General features: G+C 60.9%; 16 protein-coding genes. 5 read left to right on the plus strand and 11 right to left on the minus strand.

Annotated features, from left to right (window positions below):
• The first annotated feature begins 36 nt into the window (after positions 1-36).
• Complete coding sequence (locus tag ABH15_RS00395) at positions 37-2,295, plus strand: bifunctional alpha,alpha-trehalose-phosphate synthase (UDP-forming)/trehalose-phosphatase (protein ID WP_128692394.1); 2,259 nt, start codon at positions 37-39, stop codon at positions 2,293-2,295.
• Here ABH15_RS00395 and sepS read toward each other — a convergent pair.
• From sepS to ABH15_RS00440, 9 genes are read right to left on the minus strand one after another with little or no spacing between them, the layout of a single operon-like run.
• A complete protein-coding gene (sepS, locus tag ABH15_RS00400; protein ID WP_128692395.1) occupies positions 2,282-3,865 on the minus strand; it encodes an O-phosphoserine--tRNA ligase in 1,584 nt (527 codons plus the stop codon). The genes ABH15_RS00395 and sepS overlap by 14 nt on opposite strands.
• Positions 3,862-4,755 (minus strand): 4-demethylwyosine synthase TYW1, encoded by an 894-nt coding sequence (gene twy1 / locus ABH15_RS00405; protein WP_128692396.1) that lies wholly within the window; start codon positions 4,753-4,755, stop codon positions 3,862-3,864. Before twy1 ends, sepS begins: the two co-directional genes overlap by 4 nt.
• A complete protein-coding gene (gene argS, locus ABH15_RS00410; protein ID WP_128692397.1) occupies positions 4,736-6,400 on the minus strand; it encodes an arginine--tRNA ligase in 1,665 nt (554 codons plus the stop codon). The genes twy1 and argS overlap by 20 nt, the downstream gene beginning before the upstream one ends.
• Entirely contained in the window at positions 6,400-7,671 is a 1,272-nt protein-coding gene (gene prf1, locus ABH15_RS00415; protein WP_128692398.1) for a peptide chain release factor aRF-1, read from the minus strand. The genes argS and prf1 overlap by 1 nt, the downstream gene beginning before the upstream one ends.
• A gap of 34 nt (positions 7,672-7,705) precedes the next feature.
• On the minus strand, positions 7,706-8,581 hold the full coding sequence (locus ABH15_RS00420) for an alpha/beta hydrolase (protein ID WP_128692399.1): 876 nt from the start codon (positions 8,579-8,581) through the stop codon (positions 7,706-7,708).
• Positions 8,582-8,586: 5 nt separating this feature from the next.
• Positions 8,587-9,081: an NUDIX hydrolase gene (locus ABH15_RS00425; protein WP_128692400.1), complete on the minus strand. Its 495-nt coding sequence runs from the start codon at positions 9,079-9,081 to the stop codon at positions 8,587-8,589.
• Positions 9,082-9,086: 5 nt separating this feature from the next.
• Positions 9,087-9,752: a 7-cyano-7-deazaguanine synthase QueC gene (queC, locus tag ABH15_RS00430; RefSeq protein WP_128692401.1), complete on the minus strand. Its 666-nt coding sequence runs from the start codon at positions 9,750-9,752 to the stop codon at positions 9,087-9,089.
• Positions 9,753-10,361 carry a 7-carboxy-7-deazaguanine synthase QueE gene (locus tag ABH15_RS00435; protein WP_128692402.1) on the minus strand — a complete coding sequence of 203 codons (609 nt, stop codon included), beginning with the start codon at positions 10,359-10,361 and terminating at the stop codon, positions 9,753-9,755. It abuts the gene before it with no gap.
• The gene (locus ABH15_RS00440) at positions 10,348-10,761 is read right to left on the minus strand and encodes a 6-carboxytetrahydropterin synthase (protein WP_128692403.1); all 414 of its coding nucleotides are present in this window, start codon (positions 10,759-10,761) and stop codon (positions 10,348-10,350) included. Before ABH15_RS00440 ends, ABH15_RS00435 begins: the two co-directional genes overlap by 14 nt.
• Positions 10,762-10,934: 173 nt before the next feature.
• Between ABH15_RS00440 and ABH15_RS00445 the strand changes: the two genes are divergently transcribed.
• The 4 genes from ABH15_RS00445 (at position 10,935) to ABH15_RS00460 (ending at position 14,701) form a co-directional block, all read left to right on the plus strand.
• Positions 10,935-11,363: a 30S ribosomal protein S12 gene (locus tag ABH15_RS00445; RefSeq protein ID WP_128692404.1), complete on the plus strand. Its 429-nt coding sequence runs from the start codon at positions 10,935-10,937 to the stop codon at positions 11,361-11,363.
• Between the two features lie 5 nt (positions 11,364-11,368).
• Positions 11,369-11,953, plus strand: a complete 585-nt coding sequence (locus ABH15_RS00450; RefSeq protein WP_128692405.1) for a 30S ribosomal protein S7 — start codon at positions 11,369-11,371, stop codon at positions 11,951-11,953.
• Positions 11,954-11,984: 31 nt separating this feature from the next.
• Positions 11,985-14,177, plus strand: a complete 2,193-nt coding sequence (locus ABH15_RS00455; protein ID WP_128692406.1) for an elongation factor EF-2 — start codon at positions 11,985-11,987, stop codon at positions 14,175-14,177.
• Positions 14,178-14,350: 173 nt separating this feature from the next.
• On the plus strand, positions 14,351-14,701 hold the full coding sequence (locus tag ABH15_RS00460) for a hypothetical protein (RefSeq protein ID WP_128692407.1): 351 nt from the start codon (positions 14,351-14,353) through the stop codon (positions 14,699-14,701).
• Positions 14,702-14,812: 111 nt separating this feature from the next.
• On the opposite strand, the gene ABH15_RS00465 is transcribed toward ABH15_RS00460, so the two are convergent.
• Positions 14,813-15,775: a hypothetical protein gene (locus tag ABH15_RS00465; RefSeq protein WP_128692408.1), complete on the minus strand. Its 963-nt coding sequence runs from the start codon at positions 15,773-15,775 to the stop codon at positions 14,813-14,815.
• 888 nt (positions 15,776-16,663) lie between these two features.
• Positions 16,664-17,218 carry a hypothetical protein gene (locus tag ABH15_RS00475; RefSeq protein WP_128692410.1) on the minus strand — a complete coding sequence of 185 codons (555 nt, stop codon included), beginning with the start codon at positions 17,216-17,218 and terminating at the stop codon, positions 16,664-16,666.
• Between the last annotated feature and the right edge of the window lie 89 nt (positions 17,219-17,307).

Below are 17,307 nucleotides of genomic sequence, written 5' to 3' on the forward strand. Positions count from 1 at the left end.
CAGGTACTCCACCAGGGGGACGGTGATCGAAAGAGCATGAACAGGTTACTGATAGTGTCAAACAGACTCCCGATAAAGATCACCAAGCAGAAAGGTGACCTTTCCTTTGAGCGTACCGCAGGGGGGCTTGCAACCGGCGTCGGATCGTTCTATAAGTCGTACAATAGCCTCTGGATAGGATGGCCAGCGGTGAACGTGCGGAAGAACAACCTCGAAGAGAAGAATCGGATCTGCGCCGCACTCAGAGAAGAGCAGTGCCATCCGGTCTATCTCTCGCCCTACGATGTCAAAAACTACTATGACGGTTTCTGCAACAACACCATCTGGCCGCTCTTCCACTACTTCAACCACCTGACCGAGTACGACAACCATCAGTGGAAGGTCTACAAAAAGGTGAACGAGGCATTCTGCGAGACGATCGTCGAGGTTGCGAACCCCGACGATACCATATGGGTGCACGACTACCACCTCATGCTCCTCCCGCAGATGCTCCGCGAACACCTGCCGAACGCAGAGATAGGATTCTTCCTCCATATCCCGTTTCCGTCGTACGAGATCTTCCGGCTCCTCCCGTGGAGGAAGGAGATCCTGGAAGGTCTCCTCGGCGCGGACCTCGTCGGGTTCCACACCTACGACTACATCCGCCACTTCCTCTCCAGCGTCCGTCGGATTCTCGGGTACGAGCATTCGCTCGGGGAGGTCGTCACCGGCAACCGGGTCGTCAGGGCCGATATGTTCCCGATGGGAATCGACTACCAGCAGTTCGCCGGTGCGGTCAGCGAACCCGCCGTGCAGGAGGAGATCGCACGCGCCCGGGGGCAGTATGGCGACCGGAAGATCATCCTCTCGTTCGACCGGCTGGACTACACGAAAGGCATCCCGCTGCGCCTGGAGGCATTCGATGCGTTCCTCGAGAAGAAACCCGAGTACCGGGGGAAGGTCTCGTTCATCCTCGTCGCAGTTCCCTCGCGGACAGCCATCGAGCATTACCAGGCGTTAAAGCAGCAGATCGACGAGCTGGTCGGGCGGATCAACGGGAAGTACGCAACGACCAACTGGGTGCCGGTACACTATTTCTACAACTACCTCCCGTTCGAAGCCCTCGTCGCAAACTACAAACTCGCCGACGTAGCCCTCGTCACCCCGATACGCGACGGGATGAACCTCATGGCCAAAGAGTTCGTGGCGACGAAGACCGACGGCCGGGGTGTCCTGATCCTCTCGGAGATGGCGGGAGCCGCCCCGGAACTCGGCGAAGCGGTCATCGTCAACCCGAACGACCGGGAGGCGGTGGTCGAGGCGATCGAGACCGCCCTCACCATGTCCGAGGAGGAGCAGACCGAACGGAACCGGATCATGCAGAAGCGGCTTCGCCGCTACGATGTCACCAACTGGGCCGGCGACTTCATCAACCGGCTGGACGACGCCTGTCTCCACCAGCAGACGCGCTCTGAGCAGCTCCTGACGGCGCAGATGCGCGAGCGGCTCCTCGCCGATTACGGAGCGGCAGGAAACCGCCTGATTTTGCTTGACTACGACGGCACACTGGTGCCCTTTGCGGCAAAACCCGAAAAAGCAGTCCCCGACAGAGCGGTTCGGGAAGAACTCGCCCGGCTCTCCGCGGTGCCGAAGAACGAGGTGGTCATCATCAGCGGCCGTGACCGACATACCCTCGAATCGTGGTTCGGGGCTACGGACGTAAACTTCATCGCCGAACACGGTGTCTGGATCAAGGAGCAGAATCGTGACTGGGTGATGCAGGAGTCGCTCTCGAACGAGTGGAAGGAAGAAGTCCTCCCGATCCTCGAGCTCTACGCAGACCGGACGCCCGGCGCGTTCGTCGAGGAGAAGGAGTACTCGCTTGTGTGGCACTACCGGAAGGCCGACCCGGTTCTCGCATCCCTGCGGGCAAAGGAGCTGAAAGACCATCTCCTCCACCTCACCTCGAACCTCAACATCGCCGTCATGGACGGGCACAAGATCATCGAGGCCAAAAGTGCCCTGATCAACAAAGGAAGGGCGGCGCACCACTGGATAAGCAAAAAACCCTGGGACTTCATTCTCGCTATCGGAGACGACCGGACGGACGAAGATCTCTTTGAAGCGCTTCCGGAGAGCGCCTACTCGATCAAGGTCGGACAGTCCGCGTCGAGAGCCCGGTTCAACCTCACCTCGCAGCGCGACGTGCTGCCGCTGCTGCGGAGCTGCACCGCCTGCGACGAGGCGCGGGCACAGGAAAAGAAACGGCCTGAAAAGCAGAAAGAGAAGGAAACTGTAAGGTCTACTCCCCTATAGCCGAGCGGACGGAGAGGAAGACCGGACCCCTCACATCCACTTTTTTGTTGTTATCCGTGATGTAGCGCATGGCGTACTCGTCGATCCGGAGGTTGATGTCGCTCGGGAGTTTCGCCATCTTCGCCTGCACCTTCGTTCCCTCGCCGCAGCATGCAGCCTCTTCGATCCGGACGGCGGCGAGAGCAGCAACGGCGTCGAGGTAGGTGATACCGGTGGAGACCCCTTCGCTTCTCACCTGCGCCCACTTCTCGACGTCGGGAACGCCGAGCACCGCACCGTTATGCACGAAGACCTCGTTGAAGCAGGCAGGCCCGCAGAGTTTCGTCCCGGACTCGGTCTCCTCGACGAAGACCTCGACCTGCCGGCCGGCGACCTCGCCTTTCCAGGCGGAGAACTCGCAGGGTCCTGGTTCAGCTGCGTTCGCCGCCGCCGTATCGCGAATGGCGGCAGCAAGCCGTTTTCCAAACGCCGAGGCCGGCTCTTCACGGAGCCGGACTGCCCTCGCGATCTGCCGGTCGGAGAGCGCCTGCGGGAAGAACTGCGGGTAGGTCAGCTGCCGGACGTCGTTTGACCGGTAGGCGATCATGGCGAGGCGTTCGACCCCGAGACCGAGGTTCATCACCGGCACGCCGATACCGTACTCGGCGAGCGCGGACGGGGAGTACATCCCGAAGGTGGCGACCTCCACCCAGTCAAGCACCGGGTGGCGGGCGTAGACCTCGGTCTGGGAGTCGGGCATGTAGTACTTCGACCGTTTCTCGTCCGGCGTGAACTTAAAGTCGGTGAACCCGAACGCCGAAAGGAGCGCTTCCGAGACGGCTTTCCCCTCCTCGATCGTCACGTCCTCCCCGGCGACCACGCAGGAGGCGGAGTGGTAGGTCATCAGGCGGGTCGGGCCTTCCTCCTGCTCGCGGCGGAAACACCGGTCGATCGAGAAGAGGCGGATGGGAAGCGGGCTTTTTTCCCAGAGCGACCCGAGCGAGAGGAACCACCCGCTCGTCATATGGCTCCGGAGCGTGCTCCGCGAAGACTCCGGCGCAAGCTCGCGGAACTCCGGGAAGACCTCGTCCATGATGTGTACGACGGTAGCGTCGTCGGCGGCGAGCACCACCGCGAGCTCGTGCGTCAGCTCGTCGCCGTCGATCGTCCCCTTCTTGTAACCGTGGAGCGTCTCGCGGAGCGAATCCTCAGTCTCCGTGGAGATCGCGTGTCCGAGGAGCGCCTCGATCTGGTCGAGCTGCTTGCGCGCAATCCCGACGTTCGGCCGGGGCAGACCGCCGAGGTAGAAGACGCGGTCGAGGACGGCCATCGCTTCCGGCCCGAACTGCCGGTAAATATCCGACTCTTCAACGATGAGAGGGTTGATTGCCTCGTCAAAACCCATCGAGAGGTACGTCGACCGCAGTTTCTGCACGATCTCGTAGATCGGGTGGGGTTTTGCACGGGTGTATGCAAGGTGCGGATACCGCCCCGAGGCACCCGGCGGCGTTAAGACCTCAGGCCCTTCGTGCCATGCTCGTTCAAAATCTTCTTTCGCTCGTTTCCGGTACTCTTCCACGTCAAATCTCATGCTATCCGCTCCAGGCAGACGACCCGGCTGATCGGGCTTTCGTCCTTGATCCGGTAATCACAGTGCTCGGCGACCCGCTCGGCAAACGCCCGCACCTGATCGTGCGCCGGCATATGATCACGCTTCAGACGGTGTCTACTGTATCCCAAATGCATATAACCCTTTACTTCCACAAACGTCGCGCCCGAATCCTGGATCCGGGCGGCATACTGTTCGGGAGCGAAGTCGTTCAGGCCCCGCACCACCGTCACCCGGATGGCCGACCTGCGGGCGGCGAGGAGGGCGAGGCTCTCGCCGATCTCGTCCCAGTAATCTTCCCGCGGCCGGCAGAGGCGGAGGTAGGTCTCCCGGTCGGGCGCGTCCAGGGAGACGTAGAGCTGGTAGGGTCGGCACCGCGCAAGCACATCCGGCCGGGTGCCGTTGCTGACGAGGAAGGTCGTATACCCATCCTCGTTCAGGCCGTCGATCAGCTCCGGGAGGGGGGAGTAGCAGGTCGGTTCGCCCGAGAGGGAGATCGCGACCATCGTCGGCGCCAGCGCCTCGCGGAAACGCTCACCGGTGACGTACTGCGAGACCTTGTACCCGGAGAGGGCTTTCTTCTGGAGCCGCCAGAGGTTTTCACGGATCTCGGCAGGCGGGCACTCCTCCTCTTCCGTCACCTCGTGCTCGAACGACCGCCAGCAGAAGAGGCAGCGCTGGTTGCACCGGAGCGTCGGGGTCATCTGGACGCAGCGGTGGCTCTCGATCCCGTAGAACTGCGCTTTATAGCACATCTCCCCGCCCTTGAGGGTGCGCTTGTTCCACAGGCACGGTTTGACGGCGGCGGACGAACGGGGATTGAAAAACTGGTATCCCTGCTTTCGCAGGGCATTACATGCTTCGGATTGCATCGATTCCAAGGGTCTCAAGGGATTCTTTCAGGGTGTTTCTGACCGCATCGACGAGCGTTAAGCGGCTATTCCGGGTGACGCCGCTGCTCTTCAGCACCGGGTCGTAGTGGTAGAAGGCATTGAAGAGGTCTGCAAGCTCGCGTGCATACGCGGCGAGGAGGTGGGGGCGAAGCTCCGCGACAACCTCCTCGATGACGGCCGGGAACCGGGCGAGGTGCTTAGCGAGCGCTATCTCGTGCTCGGTCGAGTACACGAACGCCGTCTCGAACTCACCTGCTTTCTCGAGGATGCTGCAGGCGCGGGCGTGGGCGTACTGGATGTACGGACCGCTCTGCCGCTCGAAGTCGAGCGCCTCTTTCCAGTCAAAGACCGTGCTCTTCTCGGGGATGATCTTCACGATATCGTACCGGATCGCGGCGATGGCGACCGACCGGGCGATCGCAGAGCGCTCCTCCTCGGGGAGCTCGGGGCGCCGGGTCGTGACCTCTTCCATCGCTTTTGCCGTCACCTCATCGACGAGCTCGTCTGCGGAGATGAACTTGCCCGCCCGGGTGCTCATGGAGCCTTCGGGCAGCGAGACGAACTCAAAGTAGACGATCTCCGGTGCCTTTTCATCGAGAAGATTCAGCGTAGCCGAGAGCTGGGCGCCGATCAGCTTGTGGTCGGCACCGAGGATATCGATGATCCGGTCGTAATTCCTGCCTTTCCAGGTATGGTAGGCGAGGTCGCGGGTGCTGTAGACCGAGGTGCCGTCGCTCCTGCGGAGGATGTACTTCTTCTCAAAACCGAACTCGGAGAGGTCGACCCAGAGCGTCTCGTCCTCGTGCGTCTGCGGGAGGCGCTTGATAGTACCGATGATCCGGTCGACGTCGCCGATCCGGATAAAGTCGCTTTCCCAGACAAACCGGTCGTGGCTGCCGTGGAGCTCGGCGAGCGTCTCCCGGATACCCTCTGCACAGAGGCTGACCGCAGTTCTGAATTTTGTGACCGTCTCCGCATCGCCGCGCTCGACGAGCTGCATGCGGGCGTCGATCTCCCTGACGATCTCCGGGTTCTTCTCCATCGCCCGGTTAGCGGCGACGTAGACGCGTGCGACGTAGTGATCGGACTTCTCACCCTCGTTGCGTTCGATGCCGAGGGTGTCGAATCCCCACGAAACGATGGCGATCTGCCGCCCCATGTCGTTTAAGTAGTACTGCACCTCGAGGGGATAGCCCGCCTTCCGGAAGGCGCGGGCGAGCGTGTCGCCGATGACGGTGTTCCGGATATGCCCGACGTGGAGGGGACCGTTCGGGTTGGCGCTCGTGTGCTCGAGTACCACCCGCTCCGAGCGGCGGGGGAGCCTGCCGTAACCGGGCTCAAGGGCTCTCTGCACTCCTTCGGAGAGGTACGAGTCTCCGAAACGGAAGTTGATATAGGGCCCTTTCGCCTCGACCACGGTATCCCCGAGGTCGGGCAGTGCCGCGAGCTCGCCCGCGAGCTCTTGCGCTATCTGCGCCGGCGCCTTCTTCTGCTTCTTCGCGAGCTTGAACGCCACCGTCGAGGCGAGATCGGCATGATCCCCGCCCCTGGTCAGCAGAACGTCCTCCTCACCCGTGCATGCCCGCAGCATGCGTGCAACCTGCTGGTACTTCTCCCGAAACATCAGTATCCGGTCCTGTAGCGTAAAATTGCTGCAATGCCTCCGAATGCGTTGTAAAGCACTGCTCCTTCTTCAAAGTCGTCGGAGATGATCTCCACGTCGGTACTGCTCTGGTCGGCGAGCGCCGTCAGCTCGTCGACGATATCTCCCTCTTCCTCGATGTAGAGCGGGCTCGTATCGGTCGGGCAGACGCCGAGATCGATATCCTTGAGGCTCTTGCCCGGTTCGAGACGAACCGTCCGCTCCTCACGGTAGCCGCAGACGCCGCAGACGATCTTGAGCCTCGCTTTCCGGAGTTTGTCCGAGAGGAGGAGCGTATCGACCGCCCCTATCTCGAGGTTCTTCCGGACGCTCTCTTCACCGTAGGTCGCGTTGCCGTTGTCTTTCACGAGCTCCTGGAGGAACCGGTTCATGAAGGTCTTCTCCTTGACGACCTCCATCCCCTTCAGGGCGTCCTGGGCGTTGTCCACGAGTTCGTAGAGCCCGTTCTCATTCGTGTACGCGACGTCGAAGAGCCCGGTTATCCTCTTCTGCAGCTCGTGGTGGAGATACTCGCCGTTCGCGAACTCTTCCTTCGTCGGTGTCGGCCCGCCGATCAGCACGCCCTTGAACCGCTCAAAGAAGTCCTTCTCGGCCATGAACACATCGCTCGCCCGCTCACCGACCTTTTTGTAGTACTCGTTGATGGCGATCAGCCTGAGCCGCTGGAAACGGGCGGCGGACTGACCACCTTTCCGCTGTTTCCCGGGAACCGTGGAGGTGACTCCGCTGATAGGCTCGATCCGGTTCCCTCGCAGAAACCCGAAGTAGGCTTCACGCCGGTCGATAACGATCAGGCCGTAAACCTCCTTCTCGCCGAGCATCTGCTTTAAGGGTTCGAGCTCGAAGTTCGAGCTGCACCGGTACATATAGAGGTTGAGGGGCTCGGGGGGTTCGACGATCTCGCACTGGAGATCGGTTCGGTCGCCGACGGTGCTGACCGTTCCGCAGAAGATGGCCATTCCGTTCTCCGGCGGGCGGTTGAAGTACTTCAGCCGGGAGAGGATCGAGGAGATGGCACTCTGGACGTTGGTCCGGGTCTGTTTGCTCTTGATATTGGCGCACTGCCCGAACTCGTCCCGGAGCTGGGCGGTCACATCGTGTATCTGCTTATCCGGGGGAATATAGAGGGTGATCAGCTCGGTACCGCTCCCTTCCTTCTCGCTGAGCCTCTCGAGCATCTTTTTGAATTCATAGCGCTTTCGCGCCGTATCCATCTCTTGCGCTTCAACCATTGAACGTTCACCAAGCTTTCAAGCTACAATAAGGTCAACCCGCGTTGCCATAAAACTGCGCACTTTCCGCGATCACAGAATCATCCACCTCGCCCGCAATGCCGTGCGACCCGTTGAAGACGAAAAACGCCTTCGGCTCGGCTGCCCGCTCGAAGAGCGCTCTTCCGTCCCCGAAGGGAATGATCGGGTCGTTCTCCGCGTGGTAGATCACGACCGGCCGCGGAGCAATGCTCCCGACCGAGCAGTCGGGGTCGATGCTCAGCAGAAACCGGCGGGCGTCGCCCGTATACCCATCTCCCGCAAGCCCGAACCCGGAGGTCGAGATGCCGATATACCCTGCAAAGGCAGGGTCGACCGCTGCGGCGACGGCGGCGTAGCGCCCCCCGTTCGAGGAGCCCATCGCGACGACGGGAACGCCGTGCCGGCCCGCCAGCACCTGCCGTGCTGCCGAGAGATCGGCGACGATCCGGTAGTACTGCGGCCACTCGCCGCCGGCGAACCGCCGGTAGTCCTGTTCGATATTAAGCGGCTCGCCCGGAGTATCGCCGCCGTTCCCGCGAATATCCACCGCAAGGAACAGAATCCCCGCCTCTGCGTACCGGATCGCCCGCTCGCGGTGGGCTTCGGCGGGGACACCCGCCCCCGGAGCGTAGACGATGCCCATAACCGGCCGGGCCGGCTCTGCGAGGATGGCGTGGACGTCCGCATCGCCGCTCCGGTAGACAAGATCGGTGAGGGCGACGTTGCCCCGCTCCTCGAGAACGGCCTCTCCAGCCACCTCCGGCGGCGGTGCCGTAATGGTGAGATGCCCGTCCCCGTCGACGGCGTAGGAGGGCTCCTCCGGCGGCGGTGCAGCGAGGCAGCCCGCCCCGAGCAGCAGCAGGACGACAAGGACGAGAAGAGGCCGCATGGCGATCACACCAGGCAGCGGTAGGCGAGGCAGATCGTCTTGGCGTCGACGATCTCCCCGTCCTCGATCATCCGGCGGACGTCGGCGGCGGGCACTTTGACGACCTCGATCAGCTCGTCGTCGTCCATCCCGTACTCGTCGGAGAGGGAGAGGTCGCGGGCTTCGTAAAGATGGATCGTCTCGTCGGTGTATCCCGGCGAGGGGTAGATATACCCCTTCGGGATAAACGTCGCCGCCTTCATCCCGATCTCCTCGATGAGCTCCCGGTGGGCAGTCTCGTCCGGCGCTTCACCCTCGTCGATCGTGCCTGCCGGCGCCTCGTAGATGTACCTGCCGACGGCGAACCGGTACTGGCGGACGAGGTAGCAGAACTCGCCCTCGACCGGGAGCATCGCGACCGCTCCGCCGGGGTGGATCACGACCCGCTCCATCTCGCTGCCGTTCGGGAGAGCAACCGTCTTTTTCTCGACCGAGAGGCGCTTGCCGCGGTAAATGTCCATCCGTGTCACTCCGCGTACTCGATAGGATCGGTAAGCCCAAGCTCCTCGAACGCCGAACGGCGGTAGTGGCAGGAGTCACAGACACCGCAGGCGACGTCGTTTCTCTGGTAGCACGACCAGGTATGCTCGTAGGGTACGCCGAGTTCCAGGCCTTTTTTTATGATCCCGGCCTTCGTCATATGCACGAACGGCGTCTCGAGGCGGATCTGCGTCTCCGGCGAGGTGCCGATATCCACCGCCCGCTGGAACGCCTCGATGAACTCGGGGCGGCAGTCGGGGTAACCGGAGTAGTCGCCGACCTGGACACCGATGAAGATGGCATCGGCACGCCGCGCCTCCGCAAGGCTCGTCGCTATCGCGAGGAGGTTGCCGTTCCGGAACGGTACGTAGGTGTTCGGGATACCTTCCCGCCCCTCCTCATACTCCTCGACCGCGATGGCGGGGTCGGTGAGGCTCGAGGCGCCGATCTTTTTGAAGTGCTCGAGGCTGATCTCGACGAACTCTACAGCATCGAGGAGACGGGCGACCTCTTTCGCACACCGGCGCTCTTTGTCTTCGGTGCGCTGTCCGTAGGTGAAATGGAGGGCGACGATATCGTAGCCCATATCCTTCGCGAGGTAGGCGAGCGTCGTCGAGTCCATCCCGCCCGAGAGGAGACATACTGCTTTCATTTACTTCACTCCGATGATCTTGTGCAGCTGCAGCTGGAACCTCACCGGGAGGTTCTGGTCGAGGATATACTGGGCGACGGCGAGGTAGTCCGACCCCGCCACCGGAGAGATGAAGATCTCACCCCGGATATCGTAGTGCGAGATGACCGCCTGGGCATACCGGCAGTCGTCAAGATCCGCCACCACGAACTTGACGGAGTCGCGGGGTGTGATATCCTTCAGGAGATCGAGGTTGCTCGTCTCCCCCGAGGAGGGGCACTTGACGTCCATGCAGATAGACGCGTACTGCTGCATATCCCGGAAATCGAGTGTCCCGTTCGTCTCGATCTCCACACTGTAACCGTGAACGTCGAACTTCTCGAGGAGTTCAAGGAGCGGGGCGCGCTGCAGCAGCGGTTCGCCTCCGGTGATGCAGATCCGGGTGCCGCAGAGCCGCCAGACGAGATCCAGGATCTCGCCCGTGCTCATCTCCTCGCCCTCCGCCCAGGCGTAGGCGGTATCGCACCAGCTGCAGCGGAGGTTGCAGCCTGCGAGCCGGATGAAGATGCACGGAGCGCCCTGCCGCTTTCCCTCCCCCTGCAGGCTCTTGAATAACTCAATGACTCTCATAGATACGCTCGGCGTAGCAGCTCGTCGATTCCCAGATCCGGATCTTCGCCACCCGTGCATCGAGGTTCTGCCGCATCGCCTCGGCATCGATCTTCTCCGCCATGATATCCGCGATCCGCTCGCTCGTTGGGTCGCCGGACGTGGTGATGACCGGGTGGAACGCTTCGAGGCACGGCACCATCGGGTCGTCCTCGTTCAGGATAACCTGGTGGTCGAACGCCGAGACGACCTGCTTGATACTGTTGTAGTCAATGACGATCCCGGTGCGCTCGTCTGCCGTCCCGTCCATCCAGACCTGGACGCGCCACTGGTGCCCGTGAAGCCGGAAGCATTTCCCTGAATAGTGCATTAAGCGGTGGCTTGCTTCAAAAAAAACTTCCTTGTATATCCGGGTTTTCATCACTGATGGTTGCCCGCCAGGATATAATATTATATCAGCTTCCTTCCAACTATATACGGGAAAGATCGGCGCGCCTTGGGGGTTCCACAATATATAAATCCGCAACGCGCGTTGTTTAATACCACATTGAGAGTTGTCCCTATACAAAAATTCAAAGCATCAGAGGGTATCCGATGGGAAAAGGTAAATTTGCAGCCAGAAAAATGAAGCGCGACGCCAAGAACGGGCGCTGGCACGACACAAACTACGCACGCCGCTTGCTCGGGCTCGACATCAAGTCCGACCCCCTCGAGGGAGCACCGCAGGGACGCGGGATCGTTCTCGAGAAGGTCGGTGTCGAGGCGAAACAGCCGAACTCCGCAATCAGGAAGTGCGTCCGCGTACAGCTGATCAAGAACGGCCGACAGGTCACCGCATTCGCCGTCGGCGACGGTGCCATCAACTTCATCGACGAGCACGACGAAGTCGAGATCGAAGGGATCGGCGGCAGACTGGGACGTTCCATGGGCGATATCCCGGGTGTCCGGTTCGTCGTCACCAAGGTCAACAACGTCTGTCTCCATGAAATGGTCATCGGGCGCAAGGAGAAGCCGCGGAGGTAAATAGCATGGCAGAAGAAGGTATCGAGGCAAAACAGCTGCTCTTCAACCGCTGGGACCTCTCCGAGGTCGAGATTCACGATCCAAGTCTGGTGCGGTATGTCAACCTGCACTCCATGATCGTGCCGCACTCCTTCGGGAAGCTTGCAGGCCAGCAGTTCAACAAGAGCAATATGCTGATCGTTGAGCGCCTCATCAACAAACTGATGCAGACCGAGAACAACACCGGCAAGAAAGAACTTGTGACCCGGATCGTCAAGGACGCTTTCGAGATCGTCAACAAGAAAACCAAGAAGAACCCGGTGCAGGTCCTGGTCGACGCTGTCGCCAACACCGGACCCCGCGAGGAGAGCGTCCGCCTGAAGTACGGCGGGATCAACGTTCCGAAGTCCGTCGACACCGCCCCCCAGCGGCGTGTCGATGCCTCGCTGCGGTTCATCACGACCGGTGTCCGCCAGGCGAGCTACAAGAAGAAGAAGAGCGTGAGCGAAGCACTCGCCGACGAGCTTATCTCGGCCGCAAACGGCGACACCCGCTCCTACGCCGTCATGAAGAAGGAAGAAAAAGAGCGTATTGCGAAGGCAGCCCGCTAATTCAATCTCTATACTTTTTTAGGTGTAACACATGACCCGACGAAAGAAGATGGTAGAGAGAGTGACGGAGCTGATGGACAAACCGGAGCGTATCCGGAACATCGGTATCGTCGCCCACATCGATCACGGAAAGACAACCCTCTCGGACAACCTGCTCGCAGGCGCAGGGATGATCAGTGAGGAACTCGCAGGCAAGCAGCTCTTCATGGACTCCGACGAGGAGGAGCAGGCACGCGGTATCACCATCGACGCAAGCAACGTCTCGATGGTGCACACCTACGCCGGTCAGGAGTATCTCATTAACATGATCGATACCCCAGGCCACGTAGACTTCGGCGGCGACGTTACCCGCGCAATGCGTGCGGTGGACGGTGCCGTCGTCGTGGTGGACGCCGTCGAGGGCACCATGCCACAGACCGAGACGGTGCTTCGCCAGGCGCTCAAAGAGGGTGTCCGGCCGGTGCTCTTCATCAACAAAGTCGACCGCCTCGTCAACGAGCTGAAGGTCGACCAGCAGGAGATGCAGATCCGCCTCGGCAAAGTGATCGACAAGGTCAACAAGCTGATCAAGGGCATGAACGAGAAGATGTACAACGACGGCTGGAAGCTCGATGCCGCCAAGGGCACCGTCGCCTTCGGTTCCGCACTCTATAACTGGGCGGTCTCCGTCCCCTTCATGCAGAAGAGCGGTGTCTCGTTCAAGGATGTCTTTGAGAAGTGCAACTCGGGCGACATGAAGTGGCTCGCAAAGAACAGCCCCCTCTCCGAGGTCCTGCTCGACATGGTCGTCAAGCACCTGCCGAACCCCACCGACGCCCAGAAGCGGCGTATCCCCATCATCTGGCACGGCGACAAGGAGACGCCTGAGGGCCTGAGCATGATGAACTGCGACCCGAACGGCCCCGCCGCCCTGATGGTCACCGACATCTCCTTCGACCCCCACGCAGGCGAGGTTGCCACCGGCCGTCTCTTCTCGGGTACGCTCCGGCGCGGAACCGAGCTCTATGTGATGGGCACGGCAAAACGCGCAAACCGCCTCTCCCAGGTCGGCATCTTCATGGGTGCCGAGCGTATCGAGGTCGAGGCGCTGCCCGCAGGCAATATCGCGGCAGTGACCGGCCTCAAGGACGCTATCGTCGGGTCGACCGTCTCCACGATGATGGACATCACCCCGTTCGAGGCGCTGAAGCACTACTCCGAACCGGTCATGACCGTCGCGGTCGAGGCCAAGAACATGAAGGATCTCCCGAAGCTCGTCGAGGTGCTCCGGCAGGTCGGTAAGGAAGACCCGACGGTGCAGGTCTCGATCAACGAAGAGACCGGCGAACACCTGATCGCCGGTATGGGCGAGCTGCACCTTGAGATCATCACCGGACGTATCAAGCGTGACAAGGGTGTCGACATCATCACCTCCCCGCCGATCGTCGTCTACCGTGAGACCCCCACCCAGAAGGCAGGGCCTGTCGAAGGGAAGTCGCCGAACCGTCATAACCGGTTCTACATCGAGCTTGAGCCGATGGACCCCGCTGTCGTCGACCTTATCCTGAAGGGCGAGGTCTCGATGAACCAGCAGGTCATCGAGCGGCGTGACATCCTCGTCACCGCCGGTATGGACAAGGACGAGGCCAAGAATATCAAGGCTATCGAGGGCACCAACATGTTCATCGATATGACCAAGGGTATTCAGTACCTGAACGAGACGATGGAGCTTGTCCTCGACGGGTGGCGCGAAGCGCTCCGGGGCGGCCCGCTCGCCGACGAGCAGGTGCAGAACCTCAAGATCCGGCTGCTGGATGTCAAACTGCACGAGGACGCCATCCACCGCGGCCCGGCACAGGTCATCCCCGCCGTCAGAAGCGCGGTCAAGGCAGGTATCCTGTACGCAGGCGACTCGCTCCTTGAGCCCGTCCAGAAGATCCAGATCACCGTCCCCACCGAGCAGATGGGACCTGCCACCTCCCAGATCCAGGGACGGCGCGGACAGGTCTTCGATATGCAGAGCGAGGGGGACACGATGACGGTCATCGGAAAGGCGCCGGTCGCCGAGCTCTTCGGCTTCGCCGGAGACGTCCGTTCCGCAACCGAAGGGCGTGCAATGTGGAGCACCGAGTTTGCTGGCTTCGAGGTCGTTCCCGGCGGTATCGTCGACGAAGTCGTCAAGGGCATCCGCAAGCGCAAGGGTCTCAAGGAACAGATCCCCCGCCCCGAAGACTATCTGGCATAATCCATACGAATACCCTCTGTTTTTTCTTTTTTTGTCGCGCAGAAGACCCTAAGAGAGCCGCACGTTCTTCGAGTCCGTTTTCCCGTTCAACCGTCCGTCCGGCAGGGAAGGCCGACACGCTTATACCCGGAGAGATTGAAATCCGGTAGCGAAGCGTTCCGGCGGTTGATACCATGACCTGGAAGTTCGGCAAGATCAAGATACAGGGCGAGAAGTACAAGCACGACGTCTACATCCACGTCGACGGCAGCGTTACGAAGCGGAATAAGGATCTCTCGCGGCACCTCAAAGAGGAATACGGCCAGACACCGCTCACCGATGCCGAGCTGCACTTCCTCCGGGACGAGGAACCAGAGGTCGTTTATATCGACATCGGGTTCTGCGGACAGCTGCCGATCACCTATGGCGCAAAACGGATCCTCGACGGCTTTGACGTGATCATGATGCCGACGACGGACGATCTCAAAAAGGCACTCAAGAAGGAGAAGCGGAAGTACGCGGCCGTCATCCACGTGACGTGCTGAATGGGCTCACAGTTTTGAGGGGAGGCGGAAAGGCTCCCGCCTCCCGCAGAGAGAGCAATCTTTTTTCGAGACCACACGCACCGGAGATCTGATTCACGCGGCTCCCGGCCGCTAGGTGCTGCTGCCAGTGGGAGGTACTATCGGGTTGACGGGCTGGACAGACCCGCCCGGAAGACCGGTTCCGCCAGTGCCATCCCCCGTCCCCCTCCATGGCACGTCTTCAGGCAGATTGGTGTTCGGTGCCATCCCGGGAGGAGGGAGCATCGGGGTTTCGGGTTCGACGGAGCCCTCCGGGTTCTGATCGGGTTCGGGATCAGGTTCGGGCGGTTCTGGTTCCGGTGCAGGCCCAGGACCGGTATCAGGCGGCTTAGTATCAGGCCCTGATTCGGTATCCGGACTTGACTGCCCCCCGCCGGCCGTCGTCGGCGTGGTCGTCGCTGCCGGTGGCGCCTGTCCTCCCGTCTCCGCTGCCCGGGCATCATCGGGCAGCCAGATGAAGATGTCCCAGTTGCCGTAGCGATCGTCGTTCCAGGCGATCAGGCTCCCGGTGACGCCCGGGGCGACCTGATCCGACGCATTGGTCGTTACCTGCATCTCCTCGCCGCCGGCAAGGTCGTACATGAAGATATCCCAGTTCCCGCTCCGGTTGTCCTGCCAGACGATCCGGTCCCCGGCGATTGCGGGGCTTACCTGGTCGGCGGCATCGTCCGTTATCTGCGTCTCTTCACCGGCCGCGAGGTCGTACATGAAGATATCCCAGTTCCCGCTCCGGTTGTCCTGCCAGACGAAACGGTCGCCCTCGATCATCGACCACATCGATCGGGTCGAGACGATCTGGTTCGCGGAATCGTTCGTGATCGCCGTTTCGGTATCGTTTCCAGCGTTATAGAGATAGACGTCATAGTCCCCGTTCCGGTCGTCCGACCAGAGCACCAGGTCACCGTCGAGTGCCGAATACCATTGATCCACCGATTCGTCGGTCACCTGCCACTCCAAAGCGGCTCCGATGCCCACAATACAGAAAAAAACCACCAAAACAGTGCCAAGAAGGATATAACTCCGTAATCTCATCATTCACACCTCCTGCACCCCCGATCCGCGCATTGCCGCATGGGGGCTTAGGGAAAAAACAGACACTCCAGAGCCGCTGCCGCTCCGAACGGGATGCCTCCAGCAGGTGAGAGACCGAGTTCTGCGATCAGGCAGACGAACGGATCGGCGGGCATCACGGGGAGAGCCCCGCCAGGCGTAGAGTGTGCCGACCAGCATAAAAGTTTCCCCGGCCTACTCCATCACAGCCAGGTTCGGGGGGTGAGGAGGAAATGCCCATCCCTACACGGTGTGGTTATCCTGCCAGACAAGCAGGTCCCCATTGCTCACCGGGTTGATCTGATCTTGCAGGTTCAACGTTATCCGGGACGTGTTCTGTGTTGCATTACAAAACAGATAGACATCCCAATTCCCGCTCCGGTTCTCCTGCCACACGACACACGCATCATTACCAGAAAATGCTCCCGATTCCCCCGAGGTGTTTGCCACCTGCTGCCCCGCTTCCCCGAGGACAGCACTTCCGGTGACACAGACACAGGCGAGGAACAGGATTCCAAGAATTGCATGTTTCATATCTTCACCATCACGTTGCAAACGATCTCTCCCTGCAGGCACCGCAGAATGACGCATGCAGGACTGTAGGAGCTATGAAAAGGAACCCCGAAACAGCGAGGGTGGGAGCATCAGCCGCCAGGGAGAGGGCGAGGGTATGTTGCTTCGGATGAACCGACCGGCGGGAGAGCACTGAGTATGCGAACAATGGAGCACCTTTCCAGGCATCACCGTAGCAGCCAGACAATTATCATTATTGATATATATCCACCAGAATGCTTGCATTATGCCGCCCCGAAAAACCGGCTCCCCCCCAGACCACCCGGGTGAGGGGATCTCACGGCAAAAAAAGATATGAAACTACCGCCGGTGGCTCCACGCCACAGCGGCCAGAAGAGCGATACAGAGTGCCCCGATCGCACTGGCAACCGAGAGCGGCGCCTGCGTCGTCGGCACCGCCGTGGTTTCCACCGGCGTCTCGACGGCCGTCTCTTCCGTGGCCGTGTCGGTCGGGGTTGCGGTCATTGTCTGGACGGGCGTTGCCGGTGCCGGGGCGAAGATGATCGGATTGTTGATCACGCCGTCCTTTGCGTTGTAGGGGAAGTAACGGCCGTAGGTGCCCCCGAGAGTGCGGGAGTTGATCTGCACGTAGGTGTCGTCGCTCACCGGGATTACCTTGGTGACCTGCATGCCGGGGTCGTCCATCTGGTACTTCCGCAATTCAGTGATGGGATTGAGCGTCGACTGGTTCCGGAGATCGACGAGTTCGAGGATGGTCGTCTCCGAACCCACCTCGATGGTGTCCCCGGGTTTCACGTCCATCGGCAGCGTACTCTGTGCAGCCGCCGGGAAGGCGAGTGCTGCGAGCACCAGCATCAGAGGGAGCATCTTCAGCAGACTTCGATTTTTTATCATGATTCATCATCTTTTGCCAGATATTTATGTGTGTTGGAATTATGCCGCACCCGCGCTTTGCCGGAACGCCGGATGCCGGGCAAAGAAAA

Origin of the sequence: Methanoculleus taiwanensis (assembly GCF_004102725.1) — an archaeon.
GTDB lineage: Archaea > Halobacteriota > Methanomicrobia > Methanomicrobiales > Methanoculleaceae > Methanoculleus_A > Methanoculleus_A taiwanensis.

Bases quoted from the DNA above. Each gene is read 5' to 3' on its own strand.
- ABH15_RS00395 (WP_128692394.1), top strand. From the start codon at position 37: ATGAACAGGTTACTGATAGTGTCAAACAGACTCCCGATAAAGATCACC.
- sepS (WP_128692395.1), bottom strand. From the start codon at position 3,865: ATGAGATTTGACGTGGAAGAGTACCGGAAACGAGCGAAAGAAGATTTT.
- twy1 (WP_128692396.1), bottom strand. From the start codon at position 4,755: ATGCAATCCGAAGCATGTAATGCCCTGCGAAAGCAGGGATACCAGTTT.
- argS (WP_128692397.1), bottom strand. From the start codon at position 6,400: ATGTTTCGGGAGAAGTACCAGCAGGTTGCACGCATGCTGCGGGCATGC.
- prf1 (WP_128692398.1), bottom strand. From the start codon at position 7,671: ATGGTTGAAGCGCAAGAGATGGATACGGCGCGAAAGCGCTATGAATTC.
- ABH15_RS00420 (WP_128692399.1), bottom strand. From the start codon at position 8,581: ATGCGGCCTCTTCTCGTCCTTGTCGTCCTGCTGCTGCTCGGGGCGGGC.
- ABH15_RS00425 (WP_128692400.1), bottom strand. From the start codon at position 9,081: ATGGACATTTACCGCGGCAAGCGCCTCTCGGTCGAGAAAAAGACGGTT.
- queC (WP_128692401.1), bottom strand. From the start codon at position 9,752: ATGAAAGCAGTATGTCTCCTCTCGGGCGGGATGGACTCGACGACGCTC.
- ABH15_RS00435 (WP_128692402.1), bottom strand. From the start codon at position 10,361: ATGAGAGTCATTGAGTTATTCAAGAGCCTGCAGGGGGAGGGAAAGCGG.
- ABH15_RS00440 (WP_128692403.1), bottom strand. From the start codon at position 10,761: ATGAAAACCCGGATATACAAGGAAGTTTTTTTTGAAGCAAGCCACCGC.
- ABH15_RS00445 (WP_128692404.1), top strand. From the start codon at position 10,935: ATGGGAAAAGGTAAATTTGCAGCCAGAAAAATGAAGCGCGACGCCAAG.
- ABH15_RS00450 (WP_128692405.1), top strand. From the start codon at position 11,369: ATGGCAGAAGAAGGTATCGAGGCAAAACAGCTGCTCTTCAACCGCTGG.
- ABH15_RS00455 (WP_128692406.1), top strand. From the start codon at position 11,985: ATGACCCGACGAAAGAAGATGGTAGAGAGAGTGACGGAGCTGATGGAC.
- ABH15_RS00460 (WP_128692407.1), top strand. From the start codon at position 14,351: ATGACCTGGAAGTTCGGCAAGATCAAGATACAGGGCGAGAAGTACAAG.
- ABH15_RS00465 (WP_128692408.1), bottom strand. From the start codon at position 15,775: ATGATGAGATTACGGAGTTATATCCTTCTTGGCACTGTTTTGGTGGTT.
- ABH15_RS00475 (WP_128692410.1), bottom strand. From the start codon at position 17,218: ATGATAAAAAATCGAAGTCTGCTGAAGATGCTCCCTCTGATGCTGGTG.